Annotated in this window: 13 protein-coding genes; 7 read left to right on the top strand and 6 right to left on the bottom strand. The window is 63.0% G+C overall.

Annotation, left to right across the window (positions count from 1 at the left end):
* Positions 1–164: 164 nt before the first annotated feature.
* Positions 165–1,073: an arginase gene (rocF, locus tag OXG98_05525; GenBank protein ID MCY3771462.1), complete on the top strand. Its 909-nt coding sequence runs from the start codon at positions 165–167 to the stop codon at positions 1,071–1,073.
* Between the two features lie 22 nt (positions 1,074–1,095).
* Here the strand turns inward: rocF and ilvD are convergent, their stop codons facing one another.
* From ilvD to OXG98_05495, 6 genes are all read right to left on the bottom strand, one after another.
* Positions 1,096–2,772, bottom strand: a complete 1,677-nt coding sequence (gene ilvD, locus OXG98_05520) for a dihydroxy-acid dehydratase (protein ID MCY3771461.1) — start codon at positions 2,770–2,772, stop codon at positions 1,096–1,098.
* A gap of 122 nt (positions 2,773–2,894) precedes the next feature.
* Positions 2,895–3,368, bottom strand: coding sequence for a cytochrome c (locus OXG98_05515; GenBank protein ID MCY3771460.1), 474 nt, complete (start codon positions 3,366–3,368; stop codon positions 2,895–2,897).
* A 24-nt stretch (positions 3,369–3,392) separates the two neighbouring features.
* Positions 3,393–4,283 carry an NAD(P)-binding domain-containing protein gene (locus tag OXG98_05510; protein ID MCY3771459.1) on the bottom strand — a complete coding sequence of 297 codons (891 nt, stop codon included), beginning with the start codon at positions 4,281–4,283 and terminating at the stop codon, positions 3,393–3,395.
* Between the two features lie 155 nt (positions 4,284–4,438).
* Positions 4,439–5,620 carry a molybdopterin-synthase adenylyltransferase MoeB gene (gene moeB, locus OXG98_05505; protein MCY3771458.1) on the bottom strand — a complete coding sequence of 394 codons (1,182 nt, stop codon included), beginning with the start codon at positions 5,618–5,620 and terminating at the stop codon, positions 4,439–4,441.
* 12 nt (positions 5,621–5,632) lie between these two features.
* Positions 5,633–6,625 carry a GTP 3',8-cyclase MoaA gene (moaA, locus tag OXG98_05500; GenBank protein ID MCY3771457.1) on the bottom strand — a complete coding sequence of 331 codons (993 nt, stop codon included), beginning with the start codon at positions 6,623–6,625 and terminating at the stop codon, positions 5,633–5,635.
* A gap of 43 nt (positions 6,626–6,668) precedes the next feature.
* Positions 6,669–8,156 (bottom strand): amino acid permease, encoded by a 1,488-nt coding sequence (locus tag OXG98_05495; protein ID MCY3771456.1) that lies wholly within the window; start codon positions 8,154–8,156, stop codon positions 6,669–6,671.
* 285 nt (positions 8,157–8,441) lie between these two features.
* Here OXG98_05495 and OXG98_05490 point away from each other — a divergent pair, with 285 nt between their 5' ends.
* From OXG98_05490 to sucD, 6 genes are all read left to right on the top strand, one after another.
* Entirely contained in the window at positions 8,442–10,154 is a 1,713-nt protein-coding gene (locus OXG98_05490) for a peptide ABC transporter substrate-binding protein (protein MCY3771455.1), read from the top strand.
* Positions 10,155–10,359: 205 nt separating this feature from the next.
* On the top strand, positions 10,360–11,244 hold the full coding sequence (locus OXG98_05485) for an RNA polymerase sigma factor RpoD/SigA (protein MCY3771454.1): 885 nt from the start codon (positions 10,360–10,362) through the stop codon (positions 11,242–11,244).
* Positions 11,241–11,522: a hypothetical protein gene (locus OXG98_05480; protein MCY3771453.1), complete on the top strand. Its 282-nt coding sequence runs from the start codon at positions 11,241–11,243 to the stop codon at positions 11,520–11,522. Before OXG98_05485 ends, OXG98_05480 begins: the two co-directional genes overlap by 4 nt.
* Positions 11,519–13,057, top strand: a complete 1,539-nt coding sequence (xylB, locus tag OXG98_05475) for a xylulokinase (protein ID MCY3771452.1) — start codon at positions 11,519–11,521, stop codon at positions 13,055–13,057. The genes OXG98_05480 and xylB overlap by 4 nt, the downstream gene beginning before the upstream one ends.
* A 110-nt stretch (positions 13,058–13,167) precedes the next feature.
* Positions 13,168–14,325 carry an ADP-forming succinate--CoA ligase subunit beta gene (sucC, locus tag OXG98_05470; protein ID MCY3771451.1) on the top strand — a complete coding sequence of 386 codons (1,158 nt, stop codon included), beginning with the start codon at positions 13,168–13,170 and terminating at the stop codon, positions 14,323–14,325.
* Entirely contained in the window at positions 14,322–15,191 is an 870-nt protein-coding gene (sucD, locus tag OXG98_05465; GenBank protein MCY3771450.1) for a succinate--CoA ligase subunit alpha, read from the top strand. Before sucC ends, sucD begins: the two co-directional genes overlap by 4 nt.
* Positions 15,192–15,289: the final 98 nt, after the last annotated feature.

The following is a 15,289-nucleotide window of genomic DNA, read 5'->3' as shown; positions in this document are numbered from 1 at the left end:
CCTTTCTCCGCACCCTGCCCGGCTGCCGCATCGCACCACCCGGCGAACTGCCCGTGCGGGACTGATTCGGCAGAGTCCAGCGCGGTCTGCTCGACCCGGCCGGTCCCGGCGGGCCGCGCCCTCACAGCCTCACGCCCTCACGCTGAACCGGGGAAGCAGGTCCCATGAACCCCATCCACATCATCGGAGTGCCCCTCGACCTCGGCGCGGGACGGCGCGGCGTCGACATGGGGCCGTCCGCCATGCGTATCGCCGGCGTGGGCGAACGCGTATCCGCCCTGGGGAGAACGGTGACGGACCGGGGCGATCTGTCCGCGCCCATCCGGGAACTTTGCAGTCCGGGCGATCCCTCCAGGAAGTACATCGAAGACATCGCGGAGGTTTGCCGCGGCCTTTACGATACGGCGCTTGCCGTGCACCGCGACGGTGCAGTGCCCATCGTCCTGGGCGGCGATCACAGTCTTGCCGCCGGTTCGGTGGTGGCCACCGCCACACGCGCCCGGGACGACGGCGAACGCATCGGCCTGCTGTGGGTGGACGCCCACGGGGACATGAACACACCCGGTATCAGTGCGAGCGGAAACGTCCACGGGATGGCGCTTTCCGCGCTACTGGGCGGCGAACCTGCCGAACTATCGGGTTTCGGTCCGGCCGGTCCGGCCGTCGAAGCGGAGCACACCGTACTCGTCGGCGTACGCAACCTCGACCCCGCCGAGCGCAACCTGGTGCTCGAGTCCGGTATCCATGTCTACACGATGAAAGACGTGGACCAGCTTGGGATGGCGCGGGTGGCCCAGAAAGCGCTGGAGCTCGCGGGGGACGGTACGGCGGGCGTGCACGTGTCCTTCGACCTCGACGTGTGCGATCCGGGCATCGCTCCGGGCGTGGGTACGCCGGTCAAGGGCGGACTGAGCTACCGGGAGGCCCACCTGCTCATGGAAACGGTGTCCGACAGTGGGTTGCTGCGCGCCCTGGACCTGGTCGAACTGAATCCCATACTCGACATGGGAAACGCCACGGCCGAACTGGGCGTGGAACTCCTGCTCTCCGCGCTCGGCCGCGGGATCCTGTAGTCCGGCTGGTCCGCCTGACCGGTCAGGCCCGCGTCACCGCCCCCCTCGCCGCCGAAGAGACTAGCCGGGCGTACTTGGTCATGACACCGTCGCCGAAACGGGAGGACCGTTCGGTCCATTCGCTCAAGCGTTCGGCGATATCCTCGTCGGACAACTCCACGTCCAGGCGGCGGGACGCCACGTCGAAGACCACGGTGTCGCCGTCGCGCAACGCGGCGATGGGACCGCGCACCGCGGCTTCGGGCGCGACGTGCCCGACCATGAAGCCGTGGGTTGCCCCTGAAAAACGGCCGTCGGTCATGAGCGCGACCGATTCTCCCAGGCCCCGGCCGACGAGGGCGCCGGTAACGGCCAGCATTTCGCGCATGCCCGGTCCGCCCTTCGGTCCCTCGTAGCGGATGACCACCACGTCATTGGGCTGAATCCCCCCGTTCATCACCTCTGCCATGGCGTCCTCTTCGCAGTCGAAGACCCGCGCGGGGCCACGATGGTGGGTCTTCTCGTGGCCGGCGACCTTCAGGACGCAGCCTTCGGGAGCCAGGTTGCCCTTGAGGATCACGTAGCCTCCGGTAGGCTTGAGCGGGTCCTCGAGATCCCGGACGACCACCTGGCCCGGCGTCTCGGACGCATCCGCGGCTTCCTCGGCGATGGTCCGGCCCGAAACCGTGATCGCGTCCTCGTGGAGCATGCCGCCCTCCAGCATGCGCTTGGCCACGAGCCGGTTGCCGCCCGCGGCGAACAGGTCGTTGGCGACGAAACGCCCGCCCGGCTTCAGGTCGGCGAGCAGCGGCGTCTTCTCGCTGATCCGGTCGAAATCCTCGATCTGCAGGTCCACGCCCGACTCCTGGGCGACGGCCAGCAGGTGCAGCACGCTGTTGGTGGAACCCCCGGTGGTGAGCACGGCGGCGATGGCGTTTTCAAAGGCCTTCCGGGTCATGATGTCCCGCGGGCAGAGGTTCTTGCGCACAAGTTCCATGACCTGGCGTCCGCATTCGCGGCCCACCTCCGGCTTGTCCGGGTGGGTGGCGGGTACGCTCGCGCTGCCGATGGGCGAGATCCCCAGCATTTCGAAGGCGATGGCCATGGTGTTGGCCGTGAACTGGCCGCCGCAGGCGCCGGCGCCCGGACAGGCGTGATCTTCCATGTCCTTGAGCTCCAGGTCGGTCATCCTGCCCGATGCGTGGGCGCCTACAGCCTCGAACACGTCCTGGATGGTAACGTCGTGCTGCTGGAAGCTGCCCGGCATGATCGAGCCGCCGTAAAGCATCAGGGACGGCACGTTCACCCTGCCGAGGGCCATGACCGTGCCCGGGATCGTCTTGTCGCAGCCGGAAAGGGCGATCAGGCCGTCGAACATGTTCCCGATCGTGACCAGTTCGATGGAATCGGCGATCACCTCGCGGCTGACCAGCGAGGCCTTCATGCCCTGGCTGCCCATGGTAATCCCGTCGGAGATCGACACGGTGTTGAACTCCATGGGCGTGCCGCCTGCCTCACGGACGCCTTCCTTCACGTATTCGGCGAGGTCGCGCAGGTGGTAGGTGCAGGGACCGATCTCGATCCAGGTGTTGGCGATCCCGATGATCGGACGGGCAAGGTCCGAGTCGGTGAACCCCGATGCCTTGAGCATAGCCCGCGCCGGGGCCCGAGAGGGACCGTCCGTGATGGTCCTGCTGTGTCTTTTTCCAGCGTCTGTCATGTTTCAGTCTCCGTTCTGCGAGGATGGTTCTTTATAAACTAAACTTTTGTCGTCGTTTTTCTCGCCCGCCATAGAACCGGTCACGGGAGAGCTTGTCCGGCCGGCTACTAGCAATCGCCTTGCTACTTGAGCGTGAGTATGAAGGCCGTCAACCGATCCACCTGTTCCTCGGTCAAATGATCGTAGTCGGGCATCAGTCCCGTGAAGTGATCGAACCGCGGATTCCGCAGATGCTCCGCGAACCAGGTCTTGATCCGCTCTTCGCTCCGCGTACCGAGCACATGCTCGTACCGCGGCGCGAAAAAGGCGTACACATCCGGTCTTGCCACTCGAAGCGAATCCAGGTGATTCCGATACGCCGTGTCGGTCAGGCGGGCGGAAAGCCGAGGAATCAGCCCGGCCAGGTCCGGACCGCGGGAAATGCCTCCGCCGATAGCATGGCACGTTGCGCAGCCCTGCAGCCGGAAGAGTCTCCTGCCGTGCTCCGCCGGCGTTCTGGGTTCCCCCGATCCGTCGGTCCCGTACATGAAGACGACGGCGACCGCCATCAGGACCGCACCGACGCCGAAAAGGGTCACCAGCACGCTGAAACGCATCGATCTCCTTCAGGGAGGACGTCTTTAACCGCGTACTTCCACCCCGGACATGCGCTCCAGCGATTTGACCAGGGCCTGCGTGCCCTCGTCGCCCTCGCCCGCGGCCTCGATGGCATTGAACAACTGGTGGGCCAGGCTCGCCCCGGGCAAGCCCAGTCCCAGCTCAGAGGCGGCGCCGAGCACGAGGCGCAGGTCCTTCTGCTGCAGTTTCACCATGAATCCCGGGTCGAAATCCCGCTTGATGATGCGCGGCGCCAGGTTGGACAGTTGCCAGGAACCCGCGGCTCCCCCGCTGATCGCAGCGAGCATCTTCTCCATGTCCAGGCCGGCTTTGGCGGCCAGGATGAGCGCTTCCGCCATGGCGAGGTTGGCCACGCTGACCGCAACCTGGTTGCACAGCTTGGTCATCTGTCCTGCGCCGTGATCCCCGATCAGGTTGATACTCTTGCCCATAGCCTCGAAAACCGGCAGGCACCGGTCGAAAACGTCCTGCTTGCCGCCCACCATGATGGACAGGGTTCCGGCGATCGCCCCCGTGTCGCCCCCGCTGACGGGCGCGTCCAGCATGTCGGCGCCCTTCTCCTTGAGGGCCGCGGCCATACTCCGCGTCGCCGACGGCGATATGGTGCTCATGTCGATGACCACCGAACCCGGACTGATGCCTTCGATGATCCCGTCGTCGCCCAGAATGACCTTCTCCACGTCGGGCGTGTCGGTCACGATGGTGATGATCACGTCCGACTTGCCGGCCGTATCCTTCGGGCTGTCGCCCCAGACCGCGCCTTCCGACAGGAGTTTTTCGGCTCGTGATTTCGTCCGGGTGTTCACGGTACAGACATATCCCGCCTTCATGAGGTTGCGACACATCGGCTCGCCCATGATGCCGAGACCGATGAAACCGATTCGTTCCGCCATGGTGAGGATTCCTTATGGGTTAACGGCTAGACAGAATGGAAAACCAGCAAACACGAATGAACATGAGTATCCCATGGCCGCGCGGTCGTCCGGTGGAAACGCCCCTTGCGGGCGCCGGCCTTCGTACGGCAGGGAGGCAACGCCCGAAAACGCCGTCAGCCGGCGGCCGGCGCGAAGCCGCAGAAGGCTTCGTAGTCGATTAGCTCGGTCACCGTGGGGTTTTCGCCGCACAGCGGACAGGATGGATCCTTCTGTACGTTGAAGGTCTGGAAGGTCATGTCCAGCGCATCGTACATGAGGATCCGGCCGATGAGCGAATCGCCCTTGCCGAGTATGAGCTTGAGGGTTTCGGTGGCCTGGATGAGCCCCACCGTGCCGGGGAGCACGCCGAGTACGCCCGCCTCGTCGCAACTGGGCACGGCGCCCGGAGGCGGTGGCTCCGGGTAGAGGCAGCGGTAGCACGGTCCCTCGCCCGGATGGAACACCGTGGCGTACCCGTCGAACTGGTAGATGCTGCCGTGGACGTTCGGCTTGCCGGCCAGCACGCAGGCGTCGTTGACCAGGTACCGCGTCGGGAAATTATCGCAGCCGTCGACGATGATGTCGTAGTCCTTGATGATGTCCATGATGTTATCGGCCATGAGCCGGGTCTCATGGAGGATCACGTTGCAGTCGGGGTTCAGGTCGCTGATCGTCTCCTGCGCGGACACCACTTTCGGCCGGCCGATATCGGACGTGCCGTGGATGATCTGCCGCTGCAGGTTGGTCACGTCCACCACATCGAAGTCGATCAGGCCGATGGTGCCCACCCCGGCGGCCGCGAGATAGTAGGCCGAAGGCGAGCCCAGTCCTCCCGTGCCCACCAGCAGTACCTTCGATTCGAGGATTTTTACCTGGCCCGGCTCGCCGATCTCCGGCACGATCAGGTGCCGGGAGTAGCGCAGGCGTTCTTCCTTGTTCAGGGCACGTTCCTGGACCGTGGGAAAGCCGGCGGCGCTCCAGCCCGTGTAGCCCTCCCGCATGGAGATGACGTTATTGTATCCCATTGCCTCAAGAGACTGGGCTGCCAGCGCCGAGCGGTTGCCGCCCGCACAGTACAGCACGATTTCCCTGTCCCGGTCACTTTCGGTGTTCTCGATCCTGAGTTCGAGAAAGCCTCTCGGGATATGGGTCGCCCCGACGATGACGCCCTGGTCGACCTCGTCCTGTTCGCGCACGTCGATGAGGACCAGGTCGTCCTTCCGGTCCAGCTTCTCTTTGAGTTCTTCCATGGACATCTCTTTCACTTCGCCCTTGACCTGGGCGAGAAGCTCCTGAGATGACAACCGCTGACTCATGATGATCTCCTGCTATCCGCCGATGGAGGACATGGTCCGTTCCGGCTGGACGAAATCGGGTTCGTTGATGTGATGCCCCGGTTCTTTGTTCCGTACGGCCTCGATAACCGTCTCGGCGATTTCCGCATCAGGCGCTCCGCCCCGCAGCAGGGCTTTGATATCGGTTTCGTTGATCGAGAACAGGCAGGTCCTGAGCTTTCCGTCCGCCGTGATGCGGATCCGGTTGCAACTGCCGCAGAAGGGTTCGCTGACCGACGCGATGAGGCCTATCTCGCCCTGGCCGTCCCGGAACCGGAATAGGTCGGCCGGTTCCCGCTGGTCGGGCCGCTTCACGGCGTCCAGGGGCCATTGCTCACTGATCCGTTCGATGATCTCGGCACCGTCCAGCACCTGGTCGCGGGTCCAGGAACGGTCCGCGTCCAGCGGCATGAACTCGATGAAGCGCACCTGGTACGGTCCCGTACGCGCCAGTTTCGCGAAATCGAGAAGTTCGTCCTCGGTATATCCCTTCATGGCGACCACGTTGATCTTGATGGGAAGCTGGAAATGCCGGGTCGCTTCTTCCAGCCCGTTGAGCACCTTGTGCAGGACGTCGCGACGGGTCATCTGCTTGAACTTTTCCTGATCCAGCGTATCCAGGCTGACGTTGATCCGGGGCAGTCCCGCCTCACGCAGGTCTCGGGACATCTTCTTAAGCAGGAAGCCGTTCGTCGTCATGGCCATGTCCCGGACGCCTGGAATCTCCGCGAGCATACGCACCAGCACCGGAAGGTCCTTCCGGACGGTCGGCTCTCCGCCCGTCAACCGCAGCTTGGAGATGCCCAGTCCGGTGACGATCCCGACGAAACGCGTGATTTCCTCGAAGGTCAGGATCTCTTCCCTCGGTTGAAAGATCATCCCCTCTTCAGGCATGCAGTAGATACAGCGGAAATTGCACTGGTCCGTTACGGATACCCGAAGGTTGTTGATCGTTCGACCGAAACTGTCCGTCAGCTGGTAGCTCATGGATGATCTCCGGCCCGGCAGGCCCGGCTGGTTACGCTGGTATTTACACCTGATATGGAACGGTTAAATATACACCGCACAGGCAATTTCGTAAAGGGAAAACTGACCCAGTACCGGCCGCGTTCACGACGAATCCATGGTTGTTGAAAGGTGTAGCGGGAGGATGTCCGGCATGCCACGATCCCGCCTGACTAGCCCCGCGCCTTCCGCCAGATGAACCAGAATGGCAGGCCCGTGGCGATAAAGGCAAAGTCGATGAGCGAGTTGTACCATTCGAAGGTGGCGCGCAGAACAACGAGGACGACGATGCCGGCCAGGAAGAGGACCGGCGTCCACGGATACAGCGGCACCCGGTACCCGTCTTCCGCGCCGACGCCCATACGGCGGAGCCTGAACAGGGCCAGGGTATTGGCCCCGAAGAAGATGAGTACCGCGAACACCATCCCTGCCATGATGGTTTCGAAGGTCCCCCGGAACAGCAGAATGGCCGATCCCATACGGCATGGGCGATGATGGCTCGCGAGGGCGTGCGGTACACGGGGTGGATATGGTCCAGCCACTTGAAGAAGAGTCCGTCCCGCGCCATGGCGTAATAGACCCGTGTGGCGGTCATGAAGGTCCCGTTCATGCTGCCGGTCGTGGAAATCATGACGGTGACGGCGATGAATCCCGCGCCGAGCGGACCCAGCAGCAGGACCGCCGTGTCCGATGCCACGATGCTGCTCGTCCGGACGCCTTCCATGCCGAGGGTCTGGTGGTAGAGGAGATTCGCCAGGACATAGATCACGACGATCGCGGTGATGCCCACGAACATGGTCAGGGGTATGGTGCGCCGGGGATCCTTCATCTCTCCCGCCGAGTAACCCACCCGTTCGAATCCCATGTAGGCGAAGACCACCATGAAGGCGGCGGCGATGATATTGCCGACGGGACCGAGCGTTCCGGTCGGCGCCGCGGCGGTCCCAAGCAGGTTTTCTCCGCCGTAGTCCAGGGAGAATCCAAGTACCACGAGGAGCATCAGGCCGGCGACCTTTAGCACGGTGGTCAGGCGCTGGTAGAACCCCGCACGGTGCACGCCGATGTAGTTCAGGATGGCGAGCAGCAGGATGATGAACAGGGCGGCGGCGATCCGTTCGACGCGCGTCAGTTCGACGAAATAGGTGAAATAGTTGACCGTGACGATCGCCAGTCCGGCGAGGGGACTGGTGCGGATGATGAACAGCTGGGACCAGCCGAACATGAACCCGGCGAAAGGGCCGAAGGCCCGGCTGATATACATGTATTCGCCGCCCGTGTCCGGCATGCGGCTGCCCAGTTCCGCGTAGACGAGGCCGCCGATGAAAATGAAGGCGCCGCCGGCGATCCAGAGCCAAAGAATGGGCGTGAAAGACCCGGTGAATCCCGCGATGATCTGGGGCGCCGAGAAGATTCCGGCCCCGATGGTGATGCCCACCAGGATGGTGATTCCGTCGAATAGCCCGAGAGACTTGCGAAGCGTGGGACGCGACTGCTCTGGAGTTGGTTCGGCCATAGCAGGTATTCCGGCTACAGGAGAATTAAGGAGAAAGGTCGCACCAACCTACCGTTCCCGTGCCCGGAAGTCAAGAATCGCCCTTCCGGGCGCGCCCCTCTTTTCTATTGACCCTTGTTCGGCCTGTGGGCATTATTCATAAAACGCATAAAATCCTACCTTACCAGATATGAACCGAGCGGTCGTTTGCCTCGTCGCGTGCAGGTGGTATCACCCGAGACAGTTCACCCTGAGGCAGTTTATGGCCGATGCCCGGTAGACACACGATCGAAGGAAGCGCGTTCGATGCCCTCCCCCGTCATCCCGGTCCGTTCCCTGCTTCTCGTCCTGCTCCTCATAACCGGCTGCGGAGACGACGAAAGCGCCCCGGTACAACGCTCCGAAGGACCGGTCGACAACAGTCTGGGGAAGCAGTTGCCGCCCGACGCGGCACCGCTCCACGAACAGATAATGATGTACTTCATCGAAGAGCCCAAGACGCTGGACGTGAGCATGGACAACTACGGCGTCAAGGGCGCGGATCCCTATCTTTTCGAACGACTTACCATGTTCGACGCCGATGATGTCCTCATTCCAGGGGCCGCCGACAACTGGGAACCGTCCGAGGATGGGCGGACCTGGACCTTTCACCTGCGGGAGGGTGCCCGCTGGAGCGACGGCAGGGCAGTGACCGCCCACGATTTCGAATACACCTTCAAGCGCTTCCTGGATCCGAACGAGGGCAATGTCTTCGCGTTTCTCTTCTACAATATCAAGAACGCGCGGGACTTCAATCACGGCAAGATCAGCGATCCCGACTCGGTGGGCGTGCGCGCCATCGACGACCTGACCCTGGAGATCGAGGCCGAGGCCCCGTGCCCGTTTCTCCCCCACATCATGGCCTACAATTCCGCGGCGCCCGTGCCGCCCTGGCAGGTGCGGAAGCACGGCCGCCGCTGGACCGAGCCGGGCAACATGGTCAGCAACTACAGTTACAAGCTGGACGAATGGATCACGGACCGTTACATCTCCTACGAACTGAACCCCTACTATAACGGGCCGTACCCGGGCTACCTGGAGAAGATCAAGCTGAAGTTCATCATCGCCGGCACCCATCCCGGCATCACGCCCTACGAGAACAACGAGGTCGACCGGCAGGGCGTCTTTGCCCAATTCCTGGGAGAGATCGAGAACAGCCCCGAACTGACCCGGGAATTGACCTCCAATGCCCACTTCCAGACCTGGTACCTCTTCTTCCGTACCGCGGTACCTCCCTTTGACGACGTGCGGGTCCGCCGGGCGGTCAGCCACGCCATCGACCGTGAGACCATCTGCCGGGTCATCCTGCAGGGCCACGGCACGCCCGCCTACACGATGCTGCCGCCCAACTTTCCTGGATACACGGGCGATCTGCTGAAGGATGTCCAGCGTTACGACCCGCCGGAAGCCCGGCGTCTTCTGGAGGAAGCCGGTTACCCGGACGGCAAGGGCCTGCCTTCTATCGAATTCTGGCTGCGTCAGGCGGATCCGACCCAGATGGGCATCGCCCAAGCGATCCAGGGCATGCTGTTGGAGACCCTGGGCATGCGCGTCGAGATCCGGAACCAGGAAATCGGACTCTACATGGACAACATGTACCAGTACTCTATCCCCTTCGGACTGATCCCCTACCAGTACGATTATCCCGACCCCGACAACATGCTGTCCCAGGTCTGGCATTCCCAACCGGTCGGCCACGGCCGGCATGACTGGAAGAACGACGCCTTCGACCGGTTGCTGCAGGCCGGGGGAACGACCATGGACGAGGCGAAACGCATGGAATACTACGCGCAGGCAGAGCGCATCCTCGTCGAGGACGTCGGCGGTGTGTTCATCTATCACACCCATGTGCTGGACCTGCGCAAGCCCTGGTTCAAGGGCCTGGAGCCCAATTCGTGGGGACAGGATCACTTCTGGGGCAACCGGACCACGATGATGGATATCTATATCGGAAACGCCGTCGAGAAACGGGTGTTTTGAGCCGGGTTGCATAACGCCGCAGATTTCACCTTAAAAACTTGACGGCCTGTCCGGGGCGTCATTATAGTGTAAGGAACCGGGGGATCATTCTTGGGACGGGTTCTCCGTAAATCCAAACGATATCCGCATTTTCTTTCTTCCAATCGGAGCTGAAGCCGTTTAGTGCCGTCTTCAGCGGGTCTGCATGCGGTATCGGAGGAAGATCATGGCCAGGACCGCCCAGTCGAAAGTCAACGTTTCCCGGGTTGGATCGAGGAATCCGGGGGATGACCGGTCACTTGATACCTACCTGAAGGAAATAAGGTCCATACCGGTCCTGAACCTGGAAGAGGAAATGGCCCTGGCGCGCGACGCGCGCAACGGGGTGAACGGCGCCATTAACCAGCTTATCCAGGCCAATCTTCGTTTTGTCGTGGTGGTGGCGAGGCAATACCAGAACCAGGGCCTGCCCCTTGCCGACCTCATCAACGAGGGCAATATAGGCTTGATCAAGGCTGCGCAGCGGTACGATGAACACAAGGGATTCAAGTTCATATCCTACGCGGTCTGGTGGGTGCGGCAGGCGATCATGCAGGCGCTCGCCGAGCAGTCGCGGATCTTCCGCCTTCCGTTAAACCGGGCGGAGGAGTTGCGGCGTATCAACAAGGTCGTACGGGGCCTCAAGCAGGAACTGGGCCGGGAGCCCACGACCCATGAGATCGCCGGCCGGTTGTCGCTGGATCACAAGGAAGTGGTCGACATCATGCGGACTTTCAGTCCCCACCTGTCCCTCGACGCGCCTTTCTCACCCGGCGAGGAGGGACGCCTGCTCGACGTGATCGAAGATACGACCATCGAGTCGCCGGAAACGCCGGTCATGGAGAAATCGCTCAAGGAGGAAGTGGTCTGGGCGCTGAACACCCTCACGGACCGCGAAGCCGCCGTGATTCGATCCTATTTCGGGATCAACAAGGACAAGCCGATGACCCTGGACGAAATCGGCAAGCAGTTCGGGTTGACCCGGGAGCGGGTGCGCCAAATCAAGGAACGGGCGATTCGCCGGTTGCGGCATACCTCCCGCAGCGTCCGATTGCACGCGTACATGAGTTGAATCCGACTCCCATCGCCATCTTTCCGTTTCCTGCGGTCCTGCGCAGGTTTTTTTGTGCCGGTAAGGTAGCAGTTCAACAGGCGGCGGTGCAACGGACGACGGTTCGAAAGGCAGCGATTCAAATGGCGGCGGTGCAACGGACGACGGTTCGAAAGGCAGCGATTCAAATGGCGGCGGTTCGAAAAGCAGTGGTTCTACAAGCGGCAGTTCTACAGGCGGCGGTGCAACTGGCGGTGGTTGAAGTGACGACGGTTCAAATGGCGGTGGTTCGCGTATGAGACATCTTATCGGTATCGATATCGGCACCTCGGGCATCAAGACGATTATCGTCGACGAACGCGGTTGTTTAGTGGCGCGCGCCTTCGAGGAAATCGCAATGCATACGCCCCGACCCAACTGGGCCGAACAGGACCCGGAGGACTGGTGGCGCGCGGCGTCGAACACGGTCCGCGAAGCCATGGGTATCGCCGGCGTCCCGCCCGATTCCATCGCCGGGGTCGGCCTGTCGGGACAGATGCACAGTTCGGTGCTGCTCGACGGGCAGAACGAGGTGCTTCGCCCATCCATCCTGTGGTGCGATACGCGAACCACGGAGCAGTGCCGCTGGATCACGGAAAAGGCGGGCGAAGAAAACCTGGTGCGCTGGGTGTCCAATCCGGCGCTCGAAGGCTTCACTGCGCCCAAGCTGATCTGGGTCCGCGATCATGAGCCCCAGGTATACGACCGCATTAGGCGGGTGCTGCTGCCCAAGGACTATATCCGGTTCCGGATGACGGGCGAATTCGCCATGGAGGTGTCCGACGCCGCGGGCACCCTGTTGTTCGACGTCTGCGAACGCCGTTGGTCCGGCCCCATGCTGGACGCCATCGGCCTGCCGTCGGATTTCATGCCGCCCACCTTCGAATCCACCGACGTATGCGGCCGCGTGACGGCGGAAGTCGCCGGGGAAATGGGACTCGAGGCCGGCACGCCCGTCATCGGCGGCGGGGCCGACAATACCTGCGGCGCCGTGGGCGCCGGTATCGTCCGTTCGGGACGGATTCTGGCGAGCCTCGGCACATCGGGCGTGGTCTTTGCCCACACCGACGATGTCCGCGTCGATCCGGAAATGCGGGTCCACACCTTCTGCCACAGCGTCCCCGACAAGTGGTACCTGATGGGGGTGACCCTCTTTGCGGGGGGCGCCTTCCAGTGGCTGCGCAACACCCTGGGCGAAGTGGAGGCCAGTGCGGCACGGATGCTGGACACCGACCCCTACGAACTGATGACGGCCCAGGCGGCCCGCGCGCCGGCGGGCAGCGAGGGCCTGGTGTTTCTTCCTTATCTCATGGGCGAGCGCACCCCCCACAAGGACGCCAACGCACGGGGCGCCTTTGTCGGCATCACCGGGCGTCACGGACGCCCCCACATGATCCGGTCCGTCATGGAGGGCGTGACTTTCGCCCTGCGGGATTCCATAGAGATCATGCGGGAACTCGGACTGTCCGTCACACAGGTCCGCTCCACGGGCGGCGGCGCGCGGAGCGGACTGTGGCGGCAGATCCAGGCGGACATCTACGACGCGGAAGTGGTCACCGTTAACGCGGAGGAAGGCCCCGCCTTCGGGGCCGCCATCCTGGCCGCCATCGGCACCGGCGTGTACGGCACCGTCGAGGAGGCCACGGACGACCTGGTCACCGTCGCTTCCCGGACGGAACCGGACCGGGATGCGACGGCGCGGTACGAGGAGTGCTACGGGATCTTCAAATCCATGTATCCCGCCCTCAAGCCGGGTTTCGACGCGCTGGGCGGTATGGCGAGAAGACAGGGATAGGTACTGGGTATAAAATAAAGAAGGAGGAACGGAAAAGTTCGGTGGGGGTTCAATAGGAGCAGGAGAAATACGAAATCTGCAGGAGAAACACGAAATCCAAGGAGCACGAATTGAATATTCACGAATACCAGGCGAAGGGCATCTTCGCCCGGCACGGGATGGCGATCCCGCGGGAGCAGGTGGCGAGGACGTCGGAAGAAGCCCGGCGCATCGCGGAGGAACTGGACGCGCGGGTGGTGGTCAAGGCACAGGTGCACGTCGGCGGCCGGGGCAAGGCAGGCGGCGTGAAACTGGCTTCGACGCCCGATGAGGCCGCCGAGAAGGCGAGTCAGATCCTGGGCATGGACATCAAGGGCCTGACGGTCCGGCAGGTACTGGTGGCCGAGGCGGTGGAGATCGCCCATGAAGCCTACGTGGGGATCATCCTGGACCGGCAGACCCGGCGGCCGGTGTTCATGGTCAGCGCGGCGGGCGGCGTCGATATCGAGGAAGTTGCCCGGGAGACGCCGGAGAAGATCCACAAGCTGGCCGTCGACCCCCTCCTGGGACTGCTTCCGTACCAGGCCCGGTCCCTGGCCTACAAGCTCTACTCCGATCCCGCGGTGGTGAACCAGGCCGCGGGCATTCTTGGACGGCTCTACGACGCGTTTATCGAAAGCGACGCGTCCCTGGCGGAGATCAATCCTCTCGTGACCACTCCGGACGGTAAACTGTGGGCCCTAGACGGGAAGATGAACATCGACGACAACGCCCTGTTCAGGCACGACGAAATCGCGGCCATGCTCGATCCCGAATCGGAAGAGCCCACCGAGGCCGAGGCGCGGGACGCGGATCTCAGCTTCGTCAAACTCGACGGCGATATCGGTTGCATCGTCAACGGCGCGGGCCTGGCCATGGCGACGATGGACATGGTGAAGTTCTACGGCGGCATGCCCGCGAACTTTCTCGATATCGGCGGCAGCTCGAACCCGGACAAGGTCGTCACCGCCATGAACATCATCACATCCGACGACCGCGTCAAAGCCGTGCTATTCAATATTTTCGGCGGGATCACGCGCTGCGACGACGTGGCCAACGGCATCGTCACCGCCCTCGAGCGCATCGCCGAGGGATCCGGCGGTCCGCTCACGCTGCCCATCGTCATCCGGCTTACCGGGACGAACGAAGAGGAAGGCCGGCGCATACTCGAATCCGTTGGACTCGTCGCCGTCGACACCATGGCGGAGGCTGTTCAGAAGGCTGTTGAACTCGGGGAGGGGGGAAGATGAGCATCCTGGTAAACGAAAACACCCGTGTCGTCGTGCAGGGGATTACCGGCAGGGACGGCTCCTTTCACACGCGCCAGATGGCGGCCTATGGAACGAATGTCGTCGCCGGAGTCACGCCCGGTAAAGGCGGCCAGGACCTGGACGGCATCCCGGTTTACGATACGCTGGCGGAAGCAGCTTCGGCCACGGGTGCCAATACGTCGATCATCTACGTCCGCCCCGCCTTCGCGGCCGATGCGATTCACGAGGCGATCGACGCCGAATTGGACCTGGTGATCTGCATTACGGAAGGCATCCCCACGCTGGACATGGCCCGGGTCTACGCCGTCCTGCAGCATTCTGGCGTACGCCTTCTGGGACCGAACTGTCCCGGCGCCATCACGCCGGGCGTCACCAAGGTCGGTATCATGCCCGGCCACATACACCAGCCCGGTCACGTGGGCGTGGTTTCCCGCAGCGGCACGTTGACCTACGAGATCGTCCACCAGTTGACGAGCGCGGGCATCGGCCAGTCCACCTGCCTGGGCATCGGCGGTGATCCGATCATCGGGACGGGCTTCATCGACGCCCTCGAGGCCTTCGAGGCGGACCCGGATACCCACGCGGTAGTCATGATCGGCGAGATCGGAGGCTCCGACGAGGAAAGGGCCGCGGAATTCGTCCGGGAAAACATGACAAAACCCGTAGTCGGATTCATCGCGGGGCGCACGGCGCCGCCCGGCAAACGCATGGGACACGCCGGCGCGATCATATCGGGCGGAACGGGCGGAGCCGAGGAAAAAGTGAGCGCGTTGAACGACGCCGGTATTCCAGTGGCCGACCGATCGGCCGACGTAGTCGATTTGATCCGATCCGCACTCGCCTGATCCGGGGATTTTCCTCTTGACATGACCGGGGTAACCCCCGTATTATTAGTGGCTTCCGGGCAATTTACGGAATGCCGGAGACACCCGGGTTACGGTAC

Source organism: Gemmatimonadota bacterium (genome assembly GCA_026706345.1).
Taxonomy (GTDB): Bacteria; JAAXHH01; JAAXHH01; order JAAXHH01; family JAAXHH01; genus JAAXHH01.
The sequence above is the reverse complement of the archived record's forward strand: the minus strand, read 5'-3'. Positions and strand labels throughout refer to the sequence as shown.